We start from the raw sequence: 17,175 nt of genomic DNA, 5'->3' as shown, positions 1-17,175 counted from the left end.
TTTTGTGCAGAGAAAAAAAGACATTTTCGCAGATTCATCGACTCATTTCTCAGGAAATAGTGGAGGGAAGGGGGAATGATACAGATGATGTCGAAAGTTATCGATGGTTCGTCATTTCACGTAATTCCGTTCGTTTTTCCTGAGTGAAGGTCCGTCCCTCACACTTATTTTTCAGAAAATTCAAGCGAAACCTTGTCCTTATTGTGTTTTTTGTGCATATATGTGGGCACAAGCTAATAAAATGAAACAAACCTATCAAAACAGAGAGTGTTTGAGGTGAGGAATCGTCGTTATACCATTGTTCATTAGCTGAATAAGTTGTTTATTCGTTGTAACATCAGGAAGCTGCCGTCCTAAATAAGGCTTTCTGCCGCTTGCCCATGTGCAAGGGGTCTGTACTATTTCATTGATGCGAAAGCGAGTCTCATTTCACACTTCTCACATCCAATTTAGGGAGGTCGAGTGGTGTGCACGATTACATCAAAGAGAGAACAATCAAGATTGGTAAGTATATCGTGGAGACGAAAAAAACTGTTCGTGTAATTGCGAAGGAGTTTGGCGTGTCCAAAAGTACTGTCCATAAAGATTTAACAGAACGACTGCCAGAAATCAATCCGGATCTCGCAAATGAAGTCAAAACCATACTTGATTACCATAAATCAATCCGGCATCTACGAGGTGGAGAGGCAACCAAGCAAAAGTACAAAAAAGAAGAGCTCCACAGCTAACACAAATACGCCAAGCCCCAGAATGATGGGTTGTGCTTGGTGTGTTTTTGTGTTCTGGGATTCCTTCATTATTCAGCAGTTGAACCCTAAAATATCCCCCATCATCAACGCAACTTAACACTCCTGTAACATCCCCCTTCAAAACACCTATCTTTTTCCAAAATAATAACAATATCAATACATTTTTTTGACAAAGAATATCGCCATTCGACATATTTATGGTAAAATAGTTAATTAGGTGAAAGTTTCACCTTAACGTTTTTGCGTAATGACATAAAGATGAAACCATAGATGAAATGCAATGTTGAAATTGTAAAAGTAGAAGGGAGAAACACATGATGTTCGCGAAAGATATTGGGATTGACCTTGGTACGGCTAATGTATTGATTCACGTTAAAGGAAAAGGGATAGTCTTGAATGAGCCATCGGTCGTGGCGCTGGATAAAAATACAGGTAGGGTCCTTGCTGTTGGTGAGGAAGCTCGCCGCATGGTCGGACGTACTCCGGGGAATATTGTGGCAACTCGCCCGCTGAAAGACGGAGTCATCGCTGACTTTGATGTAACAGAAGCGATGTTGAAGCACTTCATTAATAAATTGAATGTAAAAGGATTCCTATCAAAGCCTCGTATCTTGATCTGCTGCCCTACAAACATCACGAGCGTCGAGCAGAAGGCGATCAGGGAAGCGGCTGAGAAGAGCGGCGGCAAGAAGATTTACCTGGAGGAAGAGCCTAAAGTGGCGGCAATCGGTGCTGGCATGGATATTTTCAATCCGACAGGGAATATGGTTGTGGACATCGGTGGAGGAACGACGGATGTAGCCGTACTTTCCATGGGTGACATCGTGACAAGTCAGTCGATCAAGATGGCCGGGGATAAATTTGACCACGAAATTCTGAATTATATTAAAAAAGAGTACAAGCTTCTGATCGGAGAGCGTACGGCTGAAGACATCAAGGTGAATATCGGGACGGTATTCTCTGAAACACTTGATGAAGATAGAAAAGAAATGAGCATCCGCGGACGCGACATGGTATCAGGCCTTCCACGTACGATCACTGTGACGTCCAAGGAAATCGAAGGGGCCCTTCGTGAGTCAGTGGCTGTCATCGTACAGGCTGCGAAGAATGTCCTTGAGAAGACGCCTCCTGAATTATCAGCGGACATCATTGATCGCGGAGTTATTTTAACAGGTGGTGGAGCCCTTCTTCACGGAATGGATACCCTTCTTTCAGAAGAATTGAAAGTACCGGTATTGATTGCGGAGAACCCGATGGATTGCGTAGCCATCGGAACGGGATTGATGCTTGAGAACATCGACAAGATTTCCAGAAGAAGAATTGGGTAAACCCTAGCTCCATTGATCCGATATAACCGTTAAGAGGTGAAAAGTACATGTTTCGAGGATTTTATACAGTAGCGTCCGGCATGCTCTCTCAACAACGGAAGACCGAGATGCTGACAAACAATATGTCGAATGCTAATACACCCGGCTATAAAGCGGACCAGGCTTCGATGCGGGCATTTCCGGAAATGCTCATGGACCGGATGGATTCCACATCGATTCCGACTGAAAAAAAGTTGTCCCTTCCTTTTAATGAAAGAGTGGGGAAACTGAATACAGGTGTGTATATGCAGGAGACGATCCCTTCCTTTGTTCAGGGTGACCTCCAGGAAACGGGACGTGGCTTGGATGTAGCGCTATTGGATGGTTCCATGCCTGTCGATGCAGAAACGGGGATCCGTGGATCGGTGTTTCTGACGGTGGAAGGACAGGGTGGAAACCAGCGCTATACGCGTAACGGGAATCTGACGGTGAACGGCAACGGTTTCGTTACCACGAACAGCGGTTTTTATGTGCTGGATGACAAGGGTGACCGGATTCAACTGGAAAGCGATCAGTTCACGGTCGGTGAAAACGGGCAGATTGTGGTGGATGGAAATGCCGTCGCAACACTCGGAGTGGGATACTCGGATAATCCGAACCTGTTAGTGAAGCAGGGAGATGGGCTGTTTGCTACAGAAGGAAATGCAGCTCTTCCGGACGCTTATGAAGAAGAAAATGTTTCTTTTGCCACCAAGCAGGGCTTTCTGGAAGGATCCAATGTCGACGCTTCCCGTACGATGACCGACATGATGTCTGCGTACCGGGCATTCGAAGCCAATCAGAAAGTACTTCAGGCGTATGACCGGAGTATGGAAAAGGCAGCCAATGAAATCGGCAGGGTCAACGGATAGCAAGTATTGTAAATGAATTTCGCCACTGAATACCTTATAATAGGGGAGACGTGTCATGAATCGGACGATGATTACAGCAACCAACACATTAGGCCAATTGCAGAAACAAATGGATATGATTGGACACAATCTTTCGAACGCAGATACAAATGGATACAAGCGCCGGGATGCAACGTTTTCCGAAATGCTTGTGCAGCAGGTGAAAAACCAGGGCGTGGACAAGTTCGAAACAGGCAGGCTCACCCCCCTTGGAGTCCGGGAAGGAAATGGTGCCAAGCTTTCGCAGGCGCAGCTGATCTTGAATCAGGGGTCGCTGAAAGCTACAGGCCGCTCTTTGGATTTTGCTTTGACCAATGATCGTCAGTTCTTCAAGGTACTTAGTCAAGATACGGACACGAGTGCCGTGCGCTATACGAGGGACGGAGCATTCTTTGCGAGTCCTACAGGGAACGGGGAAATGATGCTCGTGAACGGAAGCGGGCTGCCGGTACTGGATGAGAATGATAACTATATTACGTTTTCAGAGGACGCATCTTCCTTTCAGCTTGGCGATAACGGGGTTCTGACCGTTACTGGTGCCGGCGGTGGAGAAGAACGATTCAACCTTGGCGTTGTGACGGTTGAAAAATCTCAATTTCTTCAGCAGTATGGCGGGAACCTGTTAGGTTTTGCAGACAACCTCGATGAACTTGGCGTCACAGAAGATGAAGTGGTGACCAACGTCACAGGCGGAGCACGATCTGATATTTCCATGGTCCAGAATTCATTAGAAGGATCCAACGTGGATATCAGCAAAGAAATGACGGACATGCTGAGTGTCCAACGATCATATCAATTTCAGGCGCGATCGATCTCCCTTGCAGATCAGATGATGGGCCTTGTAAATGGGATACGCTAAAAGGAGTTAAGTGCTATGAGTGAAAAAGAGCTACTGCAAGAAAAAGTGACAAGAGAATCAGTAAAAGCAGAAAAAAAAGCAAAGCAAAAGGACGAAACCAAGCCATCACGCTGGGTGCGTGTTCGCATGCTTCCAATCTGGCTCAGAATCCTTCTGTTCATCCTTCTTCTTGCAGGAAGCCTCATCCTCGGTGCCATCATCGGCTTCGCAGGCATCGGAAACGGTGACGCAGCCGACGTCTTCAAAGCAGAAACCTGGCAGCATATTATCGATATCGTAGTGAAGAAATAATTTATTTAGAGGGACGGACCTCGAAATCGTTAGCTTTTGCGACAGTGAACCTTAATATAACAGGGTTTTGTTGCGGATGGAGCTTGTGATTCGAGGTCCGTCCCTCTTTTCGATCGTGGCCTGGGTGGAGATGAGGTTGTAGGGAGGGACGGACCTCGGATTTGCTCCCTTTTTGGATGGGAAACGTTGATATAAAAGGATTTCCTTGGAGAAAAGAGCCTGTTTTCGAGGTCCGTCCCTCCCGTCCTGTTGCTATTACAGCCCCGGTTTCTGTACAATAAGGTGTACATACATATTGGTAGGAGGAATCATATATGCTTGATATTAATGAGATTAAAGAGATTATTCCCCATCGTTATCCGTTTTTGCTGGTGGATCGGATTTTAGAGGTGGAGGAAGGCAAGAAGGCAATCGGAATTAAGAATGTGACGGCGAATGAGGAGTTCTTCAATGGTCACTTTCCTGATTATCCTGTGATGCCTGGTGTGCTGATCGTTGAGGCGCTCGCTCAGGTAGGGGCTGTGGCGATGCTGAAGGTGGAGGATAACCGAGGACGTCTGGCGTTCTTCACAGGCATCGACAAATGCCGTTTCAAGCGTCAGGTGAAGCCTGGTGATCAGCTCCGCCTTGAAGTCGAGATGATCCGTTTCAAAGGACCGATCGGTAAAGGAAAAGGTGTTGCGACCGTTGATGGTGAAGTTGCGTGTGAGTTAGAGATGATGTTCGCTCTAGGGGATAAGCAGGAGTAGTCCTTTTGGGAAAGCCGGATTTGATGTGATTCATTTCACATCAAATCCGGCTTTTTTATGCAAGTTAATTCATTTTCCGGGAAAGCTAACGAAAGACCAACATAACGGTCTTACATTAACCAACTTAGAAAGGAGTCATACATCATGAGCAAAAAATTACTATCGGTCCTTGGTGGATCTGCACTTGCCGCTTTCCTTCTTGTAGGATGTAACGCCAACCAGGAGCCTCCTCCGGAAGACGAAGCACCAGTGGAAGAAAACGACAATATGGATGAGAATAATGATATGAACGACAACGGGGACATGAATGAAGAGAACTACCCTGAGTCAGAAGACAAAAATGTAGATGGCGACAAAGATGCAGCGAAGGATAACAACACACCTGAAGAAGACGCTGTAGAAGATGATATTGATATGAAGGATAAAGATAATAAGGACGAGTAAGGTGGTAAGACAGAGGCGACTATGAGTTGTCTCTGTTTTTTTTTTGAAAAAATAATACATCAAGGGTTTCATTTTTTTGGAAATAGGATTATAGTAATCTTATGAAGTTCTTTATATAGAACAAATTTAAAATATTAATAAGAACAAATCTATCATAACTAAGAGAGGTGGATAAATGTATAAAAAAGTTTGCAATCGATGCACTCGCTCTTCATTCAGTAGCACTGAAATAGGTAATTGGATTTGTCCTTCATGTGGCCATGACTTAACTGAAGCACCTTTTTTTACCCCTACCTTAAGGCATGGTGATTTCATCCCATTGCGAAAAAAGTTAGAAGCTTATGAAAAGAATTTGAGCAAGAAATAACTTTAAAATCCGACAAATATTTCATTATTTTCTAATGATACAACAATTTATTTAGTAATAAACATGCTTATTGTCGAATAAAGTATTCACTTGTAGGAAAAAAGTGTAAAAATTTTCTTGGAAAAGACAAAAAATTTCGAAAAAAGATGGTACTATTGTTATAACGAAAAGCGAAGAAGAGTGAGGGCAGAAAAAGGCAAACTCATTGAAAAATGGGGACGCAAAGTCACAGGTCTAAAGTATTAATAGAAAATCACTTTCCTTTAAGACTACATAATGAAAGACTTCTAACGTGAAATGGAATGAATATTAATACGATGGCGGCTGGATTGCCTGGAATACGTTTAATGTATTTTAGGAGGGAAACAATTTGGGGAATAGAGAATTGGACCAAGAATGGGTTGAGCTAGTCAAAGAAGCCTTGGAAGCGGGAATTTCTAAGCAGCAAATCAGGGAGTATTTACAAAAGCAATCCCAAGAAGTAAAGGCCGGGTACAAAGTGATCTAATATAAATAAAGTCTTGCGAACTCTTCGCAAGACTTTATTTATTGTCTAATTTCCATTTATTAAACTCAATGAACTCACGGAACTGTTCTTTGGTGATCCCTGAATCCATGGCTTCCTCTGCAATCTTCATCCATTCGTGATCAATGTTTTGATCCTCAGGCTGGTCATATAAAAGAGCATCCATAGGAATTCCTAAAGCCGCTGACACTTTCTCCAGAAACTGAATGGAAGGGTTTTGTTGAAGATTACGCTCTATTGAACTCAAATATGACTTGGCTACGCCTGCTTTCTCAGCGAGCTCTGTCATGGACATTCTTTTTTCTTGTCTGTATTTCTTAACTCTTTCTCCAATCATCGGGGACACCTACCTCAAGACTTCGAGTTTGAAGTCACAATATTAATTCCAATTATATCATAAATATTTCGACAGGAAATTACATATTTTCGTATTATTAAACGCTCGGCTTCGCATTAGCAGGAATCCTCGGTTTCGATACCATCTTTTGACGGAACTCACGAACCAATTCTTCCCCTGAATATCCTCTTTGGACTAAATCATCAAGCAGGATTTCCGCATATTCATTCCGCTGTTTCTTCAATTTCCCCTCAAACATGATGCTGATATGTTCATCCATTTCTTTGATGCAACGGATGGATGTCATGAAGGCAGCGGGGTCATTGGCGGCATGGGAAATGACGACCTGGATTTCCAAGTCACCCTTACTCTGCTGCGCCCTTTGGAAAAATTCGATGTATTCATTCGACATATACGTTTCGACAAGCCATGTTTTCTGACCGTCTTCTTTATTGATGATCAGACCGTCCACTAGCTCAAAGTCATGCAGTTCCTCGTCCTCCACTACTTGAAGGGAAATCACTTTAAAGGTTTTCATGAACGAACAACTCCCATTTAAAGGTTTTATCAAATTATATCACAGGGGGAATTGTTTCCCTAATACATTTGCCGATGAAAAAAATGACGAAAGATGCAATTTTGTGTTTTTGACCGGGTTTTTGATGAAAAAGAGGAAAATCTCCCTAGGCGAATTTGCCAAATTCAAGCCGTTTTTGTCTCGAATTTCGGAAATTCACGATTTTACAAGAGTTGCAGATGGGAGGTAAGATGATTACACCTTAACAGAAAGGAGGAAATGAACCCAAGTGATCAACCAAGTGACCCTGGTGGGAAGGCTCACGAAAGATCCCGAAGCCAGAAAAACGATGGAAGGAAAATCAGTACTCAGCGTGACGATTGCCGTGAACCGGCCCTATAAGAATCAGCAAGGCCAAGTTGATGCCGACTTTGTACTCTGTACGATATGGAACCGTGCAGCGGATAATACGGAGAAATACTGCAGGAAGGGATCCGTCGTTGGGGTGACGGGGCGCATTCAAACCCGTTACTTTGAAAATGATCAAGGAAAGAGGACGTATATCACCGAAGTCGTCGCTGAAAACGTCCGGTTCCTGGACAGTAAGCAGGCGTCCCCGACTGCACCTGAACCGAGCAGGAAAGAACCAATCGAATTGCCGTTTTAATATTTTCAGGAGGGAGATGAAGTTGTGGCCACACTGCAAGAACTTGAACAAAGAGTCGATCGACTGGAAAAAATGACGGAAGACCTCATTAAAAAAGTAGCAAGAATCAATGTCGAACACTTCTACTTATCTCAACGGGTAACCGCCCTTGAACAAGGATATGAATATCCGAACCCGGTTTTGAAAACCTCATCTTGATTTTTTTATAACCCTCAACAAGATTTCTTTCCATAAGCGTCAATCCAACCAACCTATAAGCAATGTCTCAAAGTCCAATGGTCACCCGCAAGATGCCCCTGCTTTGCCTCATCAGATATAGACATGTGTAGCGGTAAGTGAAAGTGAAGTATTCCCCCTTTTATCTTCATATTGAGCCGGTTTCCTTGAGGGGAGGCTGGTGTTTTTTTTATGATGAAACATTTTACAATTATATTTGTAAAAAGGGAAATTGAAAGATGTGATATCGTTTTAGATTAATAGAGGATGTGGGTATGTACAACTTTTGGCGTGAATTGAGACAATTTTGAGAGAAACTAGGAAGCTGGGAGAGGGGATCCCTTGTTTGAACCGGTTTAAGGCATTTATTTTATGAGAAAATTGGGCTGTATGAGCGTTGAGTGGTTCGCTATGGAATTAATTGCGTCATTTTATTGAGTGATTGCGTCATTTTCAAAATAATTGCGTCATTTCCATTTTAATTGCGTCATTATTTCATTTATTGCGTATTTTTCCAAATTAAACCATTTATAAGTAGGGTGTAGATCCTCTAACCAACAAAAAACCCCTTTCCCACAAAAGGAAAGAGGCTCATCAACTTTACTCCAACACCAGCAATGATTCCAAATCCTGATCCGACAATTCTGTCACCCACTGGTCACTGCGGATGATTTCGTCGTTCAGTGCCTGCTTTTTCATGAGCATTGCATCGATTTTTTCTTCGAGGGTGCCTGATGAAACGAGTTTGTGCACGTGGACGAAACGTTTCTGTCCGATTCGGTAGGCACGGTCGGTGGCCTGGTTTTCGACGGCCGGGTTCCACCAGCGGTCGTAGTGGACGACGTGGTTGGCAGCGGTCAGATTCAGACCGGTACCGCCGGCTTTCAGTGACAGAAGGAAGACAGGGAAGTCGCCGTTCTGGAATTTCTCGACGAGTTCATCCCGTTTTCCTTTGGCTGTGCTTCCGTTCAGGAAAGGGACATCCACATCGAATTCTTCCTTCATCACTTCCTGGATCATTTCGCCCATGGAGATATACTGAGTGAAGATCAGGCAGGCTTCGCCGGATTCGAGGGCGGTTTCCACGATGTCCTTCAGCTTCTGCATTTTTTCAGAGCGGGACAGGATTGACTTGGGATCTGGTTCCTTTAAATAGAGAGCGGGATGGTTACAGAGCTGCTTCAGCTGATTCAGCATTTGCAGGATCAACCCTTTGCGCTCAAATCCGCTCAGTGTTTCAATTTTAGTAAGAGTGTCTTTCACGAGTTGCTCATATAGGGCCGCCTGTTCGGCAGTGAGATGACAATATTCTTTCTGCTCGAGTTTTTCAGGCAGGTTCAATTCGACTTCAGGGTCTTTTTTCGTCCGACGCAGTAAGAACGGCTTGATTTTCGCCTGAAGCTCTTTGACTTTTTCTTCGTTCTCATCTTTTTCGATAGGGGCGATATAACTTTTCTGATACTGGGTGAACCCACCGAGATAGCCGTGGTTCAGGAAATCAAAGATCGACCACAGTTCCGACAGACGATTCTCCATCGGGGTTCCCGTCAGTGCAATATGATGCTTCCCGCTCAGCTTACGGATCGCCCGCGATTGCTTCGTATTGGCGTTCTTGATATTCTGTGCTTCGTCAAGGGAGATCGATGTCCATTCGACGAGTGACAGCTCGTCAAAATCGATATGGGACAAGCCGTAAGAGGTGAGCACCACATCGACACCCTTGATCGCAGCAGCAAAACTCTCACCCTTCGCACGGGTCGGACCGTAATGAAGGTGAACCTTCAAGTCCGGGGCGAACTTCTCCAACTCACGCTGCCAGTTTCCGAGAACGGAGGTAGGGGCAACGATCAGGGAAGGGGTTTCCGGTTTTTCGGTTTCCTTCACATGCTGCAGGTACGTAATCAGCTGAACCGTTTTCCCGAGTCCCATGTCATCGGCAAGGCAGGCGCCAAAGCCAAACTTCCGTAAAAAGAGCATCCAGCTCATTCCCAGCTGCTGGTAGGGACGAAGCTCGCCTATAAATGATTGGGGCGTTTCTGTAAGCGGAATCGATGAGACATTCGTCAGCTGATGCACCATTTTTTTCATAGAGCGGTTGAGCTCGAGCTGAATCCGGGCGTATTGATAAGGATCATGCTCATCTTCATTGGGATCCATTTCCACCTCTTCCTCATCACGGGGGACAAGTTCCTGTTCGAGCATATCCTGGATCGAGATCCCTTCCTGCTTCGCTTTTGTCATCATCTGCTGAATCCGTCGAATCATGGCTGGGTCGAGCTTCATCCATTGACCGCGGATTTTGACCAAGCGGCGCTGGTCATCGACAAGCTGATTGAAGTCGTCCTCGGAAAGATTGACTCCGTTCATGGAGAGGCGCCAGTCGAAATCGAGCATGGCGTTGAGTCCCACGAAGGATTTACGGTAGCTCGTATCCGTGTTTTTCAGCTTGGCTTTTACGAGAACCTGTGCATCTTTCATTGCTTCCCACCAGGATGGGAGGAGGATCTCAATGTCGAGATCGATGAGTTTCTCGCTCAGTACGGATAGAAAATCCCATGCGTCATGCTCACCGAGTGACGTCCTGAGAGAGCCGTCCGTGTCACGGAGGATCGGCAGCATCTTCATCCAGCGTTCCTGTTCAGCGGATACGTCATTCAGATGTTTTTTCCAGGAAGGGGGAACCGTGTCTTCAGCAAGGGATATGATCCGGTTCTGTTTCTTTCGATCTCGTAAAATCGTTTCAAGCTCCCAGGACTCATCTTCATCAAGGGGCTCGGTGATCCGGAGTCCGATTGAAAACGGCAGTTCTTCATCAGCCCCCGCTATCCACTCACTCCAGCGTCTCTCATCGAAGTATGCATCCAACTCTTCAGACGTCAGCGTACTCTCCTTCAGCTTCTGGATCCGCTTCATCGCACTCGATCCACCAGACGCCATTGCCTCATTCAATGCACCCTGAAACCAAGTTTCCGTTAGATTTTTGAGGGACGGACCTCCACCGGGAAGCTCTTCCTCCCAGAATTCTTCGTTGAAGTTCGACCATACTTCATCGGGGATGTGAAACTGCAGTCCTTTTTCCTGCCATTCCTCAAAACGCGGCAGCCAGCGTCCGGCTTCAACGGCTTCATAGATCACCGGGGCAATCGCAATGCATGCCTGCCCGGTTTCATCCCAGTCCCACTGGATCATGCTGCTGAAATGCTCACCGGAAAGCAGGGTCAGGAACTGCCATTTGGTGACGGGAACGCCATCGTTCGACTCCTCGATAAGAGTTCCGTAATAGCTTTCTTCATGCCAAAGAAACAGCTGCCCCTTCCATTCTTTCGGGGGGAGGAGTTCACCTTCGACGTTTTCCGCAGTCATGAAGAAACGGTCTTCATATTCAGTTGTATGGACATTGATTTTCACGGAAGACAGTTTAAGCATCGATTAACTTACCCTTTCTGCACTCTTCTTGGAACGCGCGTAAACGCTTGTATTTCTCCAGAATATAGGTGAGATAGACATCCCACTTATCGGTTTTCTTCGTTTTTTTATAAATCGTCCGGATCTTCTTCATATAACGGACCGCGAGCTTGTAGCTGTCGCGGTTCTTCTGATCGATAGCTGTGATGACGCCGGCGTAATAAATCGGCAGGGCGAGCTCGGGTGCTTCCTTCGTCACGTCTCGGAGGCCCATGCCTTCCATTTCCGCAATGCTGTAGCTCATATATTTTTGCAGCTCGACCCATTCACGGTAAGCCTTCGCCGTGATGAGATACTCATTATAGGAGAAAAAGCTGTACGGAAGCATGGAAAGGAGAAGTTCGTTCACAAGGGCGCTGTCCTTTTCCATCAGCCAATCCATCGGCAAAATCCGCACGAACCAGCGGACGAACCGGGTTGCTTCATAATAATCAAGGGTTTCGAGATGATCCGGCATCCTCGATAAGACATTGCGGACGAGGAAGAATCCCACTTCGTACCGCTTCCCGACAAAAAATTTCCTCAGCCAGAATTCACTATAAGCGACAAGTTCTGTACCAAGCTCATCGACGACTTCACTTGCTTTATTCAAATCCTCAAGAAGGAGGTATTGATGGAGGAGGGCCACATTGTGAAAAGTGGGATCCTCGATTTCTTCCTCTTCCAGTCGCGTCACTTCATCCCGGCGCCACGATTTCTGTTTGAACAAGTAGTACCATAAGAAGCGGTACACCTCAGCCTTCATCATCGTACTGTTCTCCGTTGAATTGCTCATTGTGATCGTCTGTTTTTTCAAGAAAGCAATATACGGATCGAAGCTGAACGGCATGGCATGGATCGACAGCTTCTCCACGGCGTCTTCCATTTCGCCCAGGAGGAAATCGTACATGCTGTACTGCTCACGGCTCAGTTCGACATTCCGTTTTTGTAGAAAAAGGTCGATTTCAACTGAGAGATAAAAAGTCGCAAACAGTTGATAAAGGGGCTTCCATTCCCGTTCGAAGGGAGCTTCCTTCATGAACCGCTTCGTGATATTTTGCACGAGAACGTCCATTAAATAGGGCTGTCTTCCAAGTAACTCCAAGTCCTCTTTCTTAAGTAAGGAATCAAAGAACTGCCACCATTCCTCTGGGCTGTTGCCCCGTGTTTTCCGTTCGTTCAATAGATCGCTTGCTTTCTTTAAAGCACCGTGCTTTTTCATTAAATCATCCAGTGATTGTGCTTCCGGAGTGGCTGGCTTTGACTGACTCCGCCAATTCTGGATCCACTCACTGACCCGTCCAACTTTGTTATAGAGCATAAAGAAGGTCGCCATCTGATGCCGGCACCATTTATCCTGCGGACATGAGCACTTGCTTAAAAGAGGAAACAATAAGTTCAGCTCCAAGGTGACAGGCGTCACATCCTGCACCTCCGCCGACACTTCCTCATCCCGGACCTTTACGTTCGAAACCAGATTCTGACGGAACAAAAGAAGGCCCTTCGACACGACATTCTTGCTCTCGTCCTGATTCGGGTCCAGCTCACCCTGTATCGACTGACTCATGGGAAGCAACTTATCCTTCAACTCCTGAATACGAATCGACATCAACCAACCTCTCCAATCTATAAAATCGCATTCTTTTATTATAACGCAAAAGGAGGGGGAAAAGGAACATGGGGGCTGGGAAGTGGTGAGGAGGGGGTGTGGAGTTTGTCGAAATGTGGGTTTGGTGCGTGGCAAGATTGATAAATTAATCGGCGGCTGTGAAATAGATTCCCCGTGAGGTACCGGGGATTAGCCGCTGGAAGGGGTTTTGAAAATAAATCTCTGGATTTGAAAATAAAACCCAAGGATTTGATAATAAAACGTCAAGATTGAAAATAAACCCAACGTTCCCCCTTCAAAACCTGCCCAATCCCCACACTACTCTGCCACGTGCACATAAAACGTCTCCCCATCATACACATTCACGCTCTTCAACCTTACTTTTTCATCGTTTCTCCAATAAAAATCCTTGTTTTCCTGAAAACGAAGAACCAGATCCCCACGCTTCGCCACCATCACAGGGTTTATAGAGGTCCGTCCCTCAACCGACACCTCATAGCCCCTATCCCGATAATATTTAACCCCATCCGTATACCATGAGGCGAACGGACCGGTCCATAGTGAGAATCCCATATATGTAGAAATCACCCTTGGTATGTCGGTGTTTTCGATCAATCCAACCGGCTTATCTGGACCATAGGAGTATAAAAAGACGTCTTCGCCGGTATGACCGTGGGTGGTGAAGCCGAGATGTGCGCGCTTCGCCATCAGATTCACCATCTTACTTTCAAGCTCCTCAACACTGTCAGCGGATTCCATCGCATGATATTCCTTCCCGCTCAGATCCCCCAACCCATAGTTTGAAAGAACCTCTTTTAAGTTCGATCGATCCTTCTTCAGCTGGGAGGTGGCGCCCTTGACGGTAAGCTTGGCTTTCTTCAGTGGGTCAATGAACCTCTCGGCAGGTAGGGTTTTATAATTACCATTTGTATCTCTGTTACCAATTGTCAATCCGCTATTCCCATGATCCGTCACGGCAACCACCATGGTATTCCTGTCCTTCCTGGCAAAATCAAGAGCTTCACGGACAGCATCGTCAAAGCTCAATACCTCACTGATCATGCCGACCGGATCGTTCTTATGAGCGGCCCAGTCCACCTTGCTGCCTTCGACCATAAGGAAGAAGCCTTTTTCACCTTGAGAAAGCCGACCAATGGCCGTACGGGTCATCTCCGCAAGGGAAGGCTCATCGGGATGTAGCAGAGGTCGGTCCAACTCATAGGAGATATCTTCATCAGCGAACACTCCCCATAGTTTTGGGGATGCCGTCGCCCATAGAAGTCCGTCCCTCTTTAGAACTAAGTCATATCCTGAAGAATGGATCTCTTTAAAAAGGTTTTCTCCGTCTTCACGGCTGACCTGATTTGTTTTCAGCATGCCGTCGTCGTCTATGGATGGTTCCTTGGCTTGTGGCTTTAACCACGAAGCACCACCGCCCAACACGACATCGAGCCCTTGGTAGACCTGCTGTTCACCGATATCGCCAAACTCATCCCGGTTCAAGGCATGGGACGTGAACGCAGCAGGGGTGGCGTGCTGAACGGGGGAGGTGGAGACAATGCCGGTTTTGTAACCGGACAGCTTGGCGCCTTCGAGGACGGTCAAAACGGGACTTCCACTGTGGTTCATACCTATGTAATCCGCTTTCGTCTTCAAGCCTGTCGCCATGGCAGAACCTGCTGCAGCGGAATCGGTGATCGCAGACTGGGCGGAATAGGTTCGGACACCGCCTCTGAGAATCGTATCGAGCTTGAGGTCCGTCCCTCGATACCAGCGGGAGAGGGTGAGGATGTCGGAGTTGGTGCCGTCCATGATCATGAGGATGACGTTTTTGTGGGGTGGTTGGGCTGCGGTTGCGGAGGAGGGCAGGGTGAGGGTTAGGAGTGATAGGAGGATGGTGAGGCGTTTGAGTGTTTTCATGGTGGGTCAGGGCTCCTTTTCTTTTAGTGTAGGCATAGTATTTGTTGGTGGGGGAGGAGTATGTATATAGACACAAAAAAACCGGCTCCCTGATAAGAGCCGGTCTAACCTTTATTTCCGTTCCAAAATCCCCAACAATAAATTCTCCAATATCGTCGGTCGATCAAATTTCTTCAGGTCTCTTAGTTTCACTTTGTCCCAATCAAGTGCTGTGATGAATGCAGCGCCTTTTTGTAATGCCGGAATCTCGTCAGGGTAGACTATGTAGTATTCGCCAGCTTTTACTCCCGACCTGATTTGCTGCTGTCCGTCGACTGTAAGGCCGGTTTCAACTTTGCGTTTTTCGACACTGCCTTTTGAAGTTAAAATCCAAATATATTTTGATTCGCCATCTTTTTCAATGGCCGTGACAGGGACAACGAATGCTCCTTTGACTTCTTCCGTGATGATGGATAAGAAGACATGATGTCCTGGAAGCAGTTCGTTTTTTGTGTCCTGCAGTTTGATTTCTACAGGGTACATGCTGTCGGTTTGGATGTGTGGATCATTTTTAGGAAGGGTGGCCACCCGGGTAACGATCCCTTTTTGAATTTTTTCCTCAACATCCGATTGGACGGTTGCACTCATGATTTCATCGACTTTGACGATTTCTTTTTCCGTTAGATCGGTCGTGACGATGGTGGACTGTGATGCAATCGTGATCAACGGATTGTCGATCGCATGGGACAGGTCCTTGATGGTTCCGTCCACACTGCTTTGGACGGTCAGGGTCGTTTCGTATGATTCGATATCTGAAATTTGGCGCTCGAGATTGTCGACTTGACTTTCCAGGCGATCGATTTCAAGTTCCTTGGCGGCAATTTCTTTTTTTAGATCATATTCCGATTGAAGGGCGCTGGCCTCGATGGGGATTTCTTTGTCATCGGTTGCCCCTGATGGAAGGGATGATTCCAGTCGCTTCAGGTCGGAGATGTTCTCTTCGATGCTGTCAATTTCGTCTTCGAGTTGATCAGCTTCTGATTCCAAGACGCTCTTTTGCTGAGATTGATCGGTTACTTCATATTCATAGAGGGGGGTTCCGGATTTAATCTGATCCCCTTCTTTGACGAGGAATTTTTTAAAAGAACCGAATTCATCGTTAAAATAGATGTAATTTTCTTCTTCAGAAGCAACGACTCCCGCTTTCGGCAGTTCTTTTGCCAGGGCACCTTTGTTGACGGGTTCCCATTCGGCGACACGGAGTTCCCTGTCGACTTTACTGTCCGCTTTTTCAATGAGATATGTATTGGCACCTATAAAAAGGAGCGACAGAGTGAGGGTGGTGTAGAGAATGGTTCGTTTATGCATGATTGTTCACAGCCTTTAGATAGTTAGATTAGAGTGGATAGATCAAGGAATGCCAGGAATGCAGTAATAACCCAAAATAGTAGGTTTATTAACAAAATCATAAGCCAGATAACCCAATTTTTCTGCTGAGTGAGTCTCTTGACGCCTTTGTATTGAATATAGAAAACCCATATCTTAAATAGGGAGAAACAGCCCAGGAAATAGATGACCCATGGTTTAGCGGTTATGTATTGAGCAATGACTCCAAGTGATAGAGGCGATGAGAACCAATCAAGTGAAAGAAAAAGGGATAAAGGAATATAGGTCAGTCTTTCGATTAATAGAATGAGCAAGACCAGGCTTTGGATGATGACGAGCTTACGATACTCCCCTTCATCTGAAATGGTCCAGAAAATCAGGGCCGGTACGAACAGAATCACAGCCGCATATAATATACCTGAAATGATTCTTCCTAATAGAAATAAGAACTTTTCCATCTCGAATGTGAATGGTGAAAGTTTCGTCAATTCCTTGGATAGAGGATCCATTCCAATTCCGAATGAAGAGACGAGGCCAAAGACAAGGGCCGACGATAGAAAAACCAGGAAGACTTTTTGTTTGTATCCTATTAATACTTCCGTATCTTTCAATTGATAAAAGAAGTAGGATGGTTGTCTTAAACCCCGAATGAGTTTAACTTCTTTATGCATAAATGGTTGCCTCCAACTAGTTTAGATTACTTCTCTTATTCTATCGAAAAACCCCGAAACTTTCCATAAATTGTAGAATGAAAATTTATAAAATTAAAAAAGCGCCTCAAGACGCTTTTACATGTTGTACGTTAAAAATGTAGTGCCCGCAATAAGCGCGACAGTAAAGACAAATAAACCTATGTAC

The 17,175-nt window shown here is 45.6% G+C and carries 17 protein-coding genes and 1 riboswitch; of the genes, 10 read left to right on the top strand and 7 right to left on the bottom strand.

Annotated features, from left to right (window positions below; translation table 11 throughout):
• Positions 1-467: 467 nt before the first annotated feature.
• The 8 genes from spoIIID to AM506_RS22135 all read left to right on the top strand — a co-directional run bounded on the left by spoIIID (position 468) and on the right by AM506_RS22135 (position 6,224).
• Positions 468-728 (top strand): sporulation transcriptional regulator SpoIIID, encoded by a 261-nt coding sequence (gene spoIIID / locus AM506_RS12615; RefSeq protein WP_034765200.1) that lies wholly within the window; start codon positions 468-470, stop codon positions 726-728.
• A gap of 338 nt (positions 729-1,066) precedes the next feature.
• Entirely contained in the window at positions 1,067-2,077 is a 1,011-nt protein-coding gene (locus AM506_RS12610) for a rod shape-determining protein (RefSeq protein WP_060672845.1), read from the top strand.
• Between the two features lie 47 nt (positions 2,078-2,124).
• A complete protein-coding gene (locus tag AM506_RS12605; protein ID WP_060672844.1) occupies positions 2,125-2,967 on the top strand; it encodes a flagellar hook-basal body protein in 843 nt (280 codons plus the stop codon).
• A gap of 55 nt (positions 2,968-3,022) precedes the next feature.
• Positions 3,023-3,865: a flagellar hook-basal body protein gene (locus AM506_RS12600; protein WP_060672843.1), complete on the top strand. Its 843-nt coding sequence runs from the start codon at positions 3,023-3,025 to the stop codon at positions 3,863-3,865.
• Between the two features lie 15 nt (positions 3,866-3,880).
• The gene (locus AM506_RS12595) at positions 3,881-4,156 is read left to right on the top strand and encodes a DNA-directed RNA polymerase subunit beta (RefSeq protein ID WP_060672842.1); all 276 of its coding nucleotides are present in this window, start codon (positions 3,881-3,883) and stop codon (positions 4,154-4,156) included.
• A gap of 314 nt (positions 4,157-4,470) precedes the next feature.
• Positions 4,471-4,905 (top strand): 3-hydroxyacyl-ACP dehydratase FabZ, encoded by a 435-nt coding sequence (gene fabZ / locus AM506_RS12590; RefSeq protein ID WP_060672841.1) that lies wholly within the window; start codon positions 4,471-4,473, stop codon positions 4,903-4,905.
• 144 nt (positions 4,906-5,049) lie between these two features.
• The gene (locus AM506_RS12585; RefSeq protein WP_060672840.1) at positions 5,050-5,349 is read left to right on the top strand and encodes a hypothetical protein; all 300 of its coding nucleotides are present in this window, start codon (positions 5,050-5,052) and stop codon (positions 5,347-5,349) included.
• 552 nt (positions 5,350-5,901) lie between these two features.
• A riboswitch (cyclic di-GMP riboswitch) is annotated at positions 5,902-6,053 on the top strand.
• Between the two features lie 33 nt (positions 6,054-6,086).
• Entirely contained in the window at positions 6,087-6,224 is a 138-nt protein-coding gene (locus tag AM506_RS22135) for an anti-repressor SinI family protein (RefSeq protein ID WP_082386355.1), read from the top strand.
• A 34-nt stretch (positions 6,225-6,258) separates the two neighbouring features.
• Here the strand turns inward: AM506_RS22135 and AM506_RS12580 are convergent, their stop codons facing one another.
• On the bottom strand, positions 6,259-6,579 hold the full coding sequence (locus tag AM506_RS12580; protein ID WP_060672839.1) for a helix-turn-helix domain-containing protein: 321 nt from the start codon (positions 6,577-6,579) through the stop codon (positions 6,259-6,261).
• Between the two features lie 97 nt (positions 6,580-6,676).
• Complete coding sequence (locus AM506_RS12575) at positions 6,677-7,117, bottom strand: YwpF-like family protein (RefSeq protein ID WP_060672838.1); 441 nt, start codon at positions 7,115-7,117, stop codon at positions 6,677-6,679.
• A 268-nt stretch (positions 7,118-7,385) separates the two neighbouring features.
• Between AM506_RS12575 and AM506_RS12565 the strand changes: the two genes are divergently transcribed.
• Together AM506_RS12565 and AM506_RS22790 are read left to right on the top strand one after the other, a co-directional pair.
• A complete protein-coding gene (locus AM506_RS12565) occupies positions 7,386-7,763 on the top strand; it encodes a single-stranded DNA-binding protein (RefSeq protein ID WP_060672836.1) in 378 nt (125 codons plus the stop codon).
• Between the two features lie 24 nt (positions 7,764-7,787).
• Positions 7,788-7,961 carry a hypothetical protein gene (locus AM506_RS22790; RefSeq protein ID WP_160316877.1) on the top strand — a complete coding sequence of 58 codons (174 nt, stop codon included), beginning with the start codon at positions 7,788-7,790 and terminating at the stop codon, positions 7,959-7,961.
• A gap of 618 nt (positions 7,962-8,579) precedes the next feature.
• On the opposite strand, the gene AM506_RS12560 is transcribed toward AM506_RS22790, so the two are convergent.
• From AM506_RS12560 to AM506_RS12540, 5 genes are all read right to left on the bottom strand, one after another.
• Positions 8,580-11,405 carry a DEAD/DEAH box helicase gene (locus AM506_RS12560; RefSeq protein ID WP_060672835.1) on the bottom strand — a complete coding sequence of 942 codons (2,826 nt, stop codon included), beginning with the start codon at positions 11,403-11,405 and terminating at the stop codon, positions 8,580-8,582.
• Positions 11,398-13,032, bottom strand: coding sequence for a hypothetical protein (locus AM506_RS12555; protein WP_060672834.1), 1,635 nt, complete (start codon positions 13,030-13,032; stop codon positions 11,398-11,400). The genes AM506_RS12560 and AM506_RS12555 overlap by 8 nt, the downstream gene beginning before the upstream one ends.
• 318 nt (positions 13,033-13,350) lie before the next feature.
• Positions 13,351-14,952 carry an alkaline phosphatase gene (locus AM506_RS12550; protein ID WP_060672833.1) on the bottom strand — a complete coding sequence of 534 codons (1,602 nt, stop codon included), beginning with the start codon at positions 14,950-14,952 and terminating at the stop codon, positions 13,351-13,353.
• A 111-nt stretch (positions 14,953-15,063) separates the two neighbouring features.
• Positions 15,064-16,299 (bottom strand): efflux RND transporter periplasmic adaptor subunit, encoded by a 1,236-nt coding sequence (locus AM506_RS12545; RefSeq protein WP_060672832.1) that lies wholly within the window; start codon positions 16,297-16,299, stop codon positions 15,064-15,066.
• Between the two features lie 23 nt (positions 16,300-16,322).
• Entirely contained in the window at positions 16,323-16,988 is a 666-nt protein-coding gene (locus AM506_RS12540) for a hypothetical protein (protein ID WP_060672831.1), read from the bottom strand.
• Positions 16,989-17,175: the final 187 nt, after the last annotated feature.

This window comes from Rossellomorea vietnamensis (assembly GCF_001305855.1).
GTDB classification, from domain to species: domain Bacteria; phylum Bacillota; class Bacilli; order Bacillales; family Bacillaceae_B; genus Rossellomorea; species Rossellomorea vietnamensis_A.
This window is presented reverse-complemented; position numbering and strand designations above follow the sequence as displayed.

What these genes read in the sequence shown, in the direction of transcription:
- AM506_RS12610 (WP_060672845.1), top strand. Translation starts at nt 1,067, where the DNA reads ATGTTCGCGAAAGATATTGGGATTGACCTTGGTACGGCTAATGTATTG.
- AM506_RS12605 (WP_060672844.1), top strand. Translation starts at nt 2,125, where the DNA reads ATGTTTCGAGGATTTTATACAGTAGCGTCCGGCATGCTCTCTCAACAA.
- AM506_RS12600 (WP_060672843.1), top strand. Translation starts at nt 3,023, where the DNA reads ATGAATCGGACGATGATTACAGCAACCAACACATTAGGCCAATTGCAG.
- AM506_RS12595 (WP_060672842.1), top strand. Translation starts at nt 3,881, where the DNA reads ATGAGTGAAAAAGAGCTACTGCAAGAAAAAGTGACAAGAGAATCAGTA.
- fabZ (WP_060672841.1), top strand. Translation starts at nt 4,471, where the DNA reads ATGCTTGATATTAATGAGATTAAAGAGATTATTCCCCATCGTTATCCG.
- AM506_RS12585 (WP_060672840.1), top strand. Translation starts at nt 5,050, where the DNA reads ATGAGCAAAAAATTACTATCGGTCCTTGGTGGATCTGCACTTGCCGCT.
- AM506_RS12580 (WP_060672839.1), bottom strand. Translation starts at nt 6,579, where the DNA reads ATGATTGGAGAAAGAGTTAAGAAATACAGACAAGAAAAAAGAATGTCC.
- AM506_RS12575 (WP_060672838.1), bottom strand. Translation starts at nt 7,117, where the DNA reads ATGAAAACCTTTAAAGTGATTTCCCTTCAAGTAGTGGAGGACGAGGAA.
- AM506_RS12560 (WP_060672835.1), bottom strand. Translation starts at nt 11,405, where the DNA reads ATGCTTAAACTGTCTTCCGTGAAAATCAATGTCCATACAACTGAATAT.
- AM506_RS12555 (WP_060672834.1), bottom strand. Translation starts at nt 13,032, where the DNA reads ATGTCGATTCGTATTCAGGAGTTGAAGGATAAGTTGCTTCCCATGAGT.
- AM506_RS12550 (WP_060672833.1), bottom strand. Translation starts at nt 14,952, where the DNA reads ATGAAAACACTCAAACGCCTCACCATCCTCCTATCACTCCTAACCCTC.
- AM506_RS12545 (WP_060672832.1), bottom strand. Translation starts at nt 16,299, where the DNA reads ATGCATAAACGAACCATTCTCTACACCACCCTCACTCTGTCGCTCCTT.
- AM506_RS12540 (WP_060672831.1), bottom strand. Translation starts at nt 16,988, where the DNA reads ATGCATAAAGAAGTTAAACTCATTCGGGGTTTAAGACAACCATCCTAC.